Annotated in this window: 1 protein-coding gene; it reads left to right on the top strand. The window is 62.8% G+C overall.

Annotation, left to right across the window (positions count from 1 at the left end; genetic code table 11):
* Positions 1-53 precede the first annotated feature (53 nt).
* Positions 54-1,922 (top strand): potassium transporter Kup, encoded by a 1,869-nt coding sequence (locus ABYB95_RS22515; protein WP_372662261.1) that lies wholly within the window; start codon positions 54-56, stop codon positions 1,920-1,922.
* The last annotated feature ends 75 nt before the right edge of the window (positions 1,923-1,997 follow it).

Here is a 1,997-nt window from a genome sequence, read left to right on the forward strand (position 1 = left end):
AATCGGACTCTTCTCGACTTTGAACCCCGGCACCCTGCGTGTGGGGCTTTTTTGTGTCCGCATCCAAATCGTCTACCGCCACGCTCACCCTGGGCGCCATCGGCGTGGTTTATGGCGACATCGGTACCAGCGTGCTGTATGCGGTCAAAGAGGTTTTCGGGTCCGGCCATGTGCCCTTCACCCACGCCAACGTCTACGGGGTGCTGTCGATCCTGTTCTGGACGCTGACGGTCATTGTTTCGCTGAAGTACGTGGTGTTGGTGCTGCGCGCCGACAACGCGGGCGAGGGCGGCTTGATCGCCATGCTGGCCCTGGCCTCGCAGGCGGTGAAAGACAAGCCCGAGCTGCGCAAAGTTCTGCTGGTGGTCGGCATTTTTGGGGCTTCGCTGTTTTATGGCGACGGCGTCATCACCCCTGCGATTTCGGTGCTGTCGGCGGTCGAAGGTCTGGAGGTGATTTCGCCGCATTTCCGTGGCCTGGTGGTGCCGCTCACGCTGGTGGTGCTGTTTGTGCTGTTTGCGCTGCAAAAGCGCGGCACCAGCGGCATTGGCCGCTATTTCGGCCCGCTCACGCTGATCTGGTTCGCCACCATCGCGGTGCTGGGCGTGCTGCAGATCGCCAACCATCCCGAAATTCTGGGGGCGCTCAGCCCGCACCACGCGCTGCGGTTTGTCTGGCAGCAGCCGGGCATCGCTTTCATCATCCTGGGCGCGGTGGTGCTGTGCGTGACCGGTGCCGAAGCGCTGTACGCCGATCTCGGGCATTTTGGTAAACGGCCGATCCGGCTAGCCTGGTTCTTTGTGGTCATGCCCGCGCTCACGCTCAATTATTTTGGCCAGGGCGCGCTGCTGCTGGCGCAGCCCGATGCGGTGGTCAACCCGTTCTTTCGCATGGCTCCGCCCTGGGTGCTGCTGCCGCTGGTGGGCCTGGCCACCCTGGCCACGGTGATCGCGTCGCAGGCGCTGATCACCGGCGCGTTCAGCGTGACCAAGCAGGCCATACAGCTGGGTTACCTGCCGCGCCTGAACATCCGCCACACCAGCGTGCGCGAAACTGGGCAGGTCTATCTGCCTTTCGTCAACTGGAGCCTGTTCGTGGCCATCGTGCTGGCGGTGGTGATGTTCCGCTCGTCGAGCAATCTGGCGGCGGCCTACGGCATCGCGGTCACGCTGGACATGTTGATCACCACCGTGCTCACCTTCTTCGTCATCCGCTACGGCTGGGGTTACCCGCTGTGGCTGTGTCTGGCCTCCACCAGCGTGTTCTTCATGGTCGATCTGGCCTTTTTCAGCTCCAACCTGCTCAAGCTCTTTGCCGGTGGCTGGTTCCCGCTCATGATCGGCGGCGTGGTCTTTACCCTGATGATGACCTGGAAGCGGGGCCGTGGCCTGATGTCGCAGGCGCAGCAGGATGAGGCGCTGGATCTGGCCAGTTTTCTGGACGCGGTGTTCGTGAGCCCGCCGGTGCGGGTGGCGGGCACGGCGGTGTTTCTGAGTGCCGAAGCGGGGCGGGTGCCCAATGCCTTGCTGCACAACCTCAAACACAACAAGGTGTTGCACGAACAAAACCTGTTCGTCACGGTGCGCAACCACGAGGTGCCCTGGATCGGGCTGGACAAGCGCCTGCAGATCGAGCCGCTGGGCCGCGACTGCTGGGCCGTGTCCATCCACTACGGCTTCAAGAACGACCCCGACGTGCCCAAGGCATTGCAGCTGATGCGAGGCCACGGCTGCGAACTGGGCAGCATGACCACCAGCTACTTTCTGTCGCGCGACGTGGTCACCCCCACCCTGGGCAGCGGCATGGCGCCCTGGCGCGAAAAGCTCTTTGCCCAGATGCACCACAACGCGGGTGCAGCAGCCGAATTCCTGAAGCTGCCGAACAACGCGGTGATCGAACTGGGTTCGAAGGTGGAGATTTAGCAGCGGCCCCTCTGCATGCCACTGCTTGGGCGGCTTCGTTTTCAAAAACAAAAAATCGTTCGGGCTGAGCCTGTC

It is taken from the genome of Hydrogenophaga sp., assembly GCF_041633695.1.
Lineage (GTDB): Bacteria > Pseudomonadota > Gammaproteobacteria > Burkholderiales > Burkholderiaceae_C > Hydrogenophaga.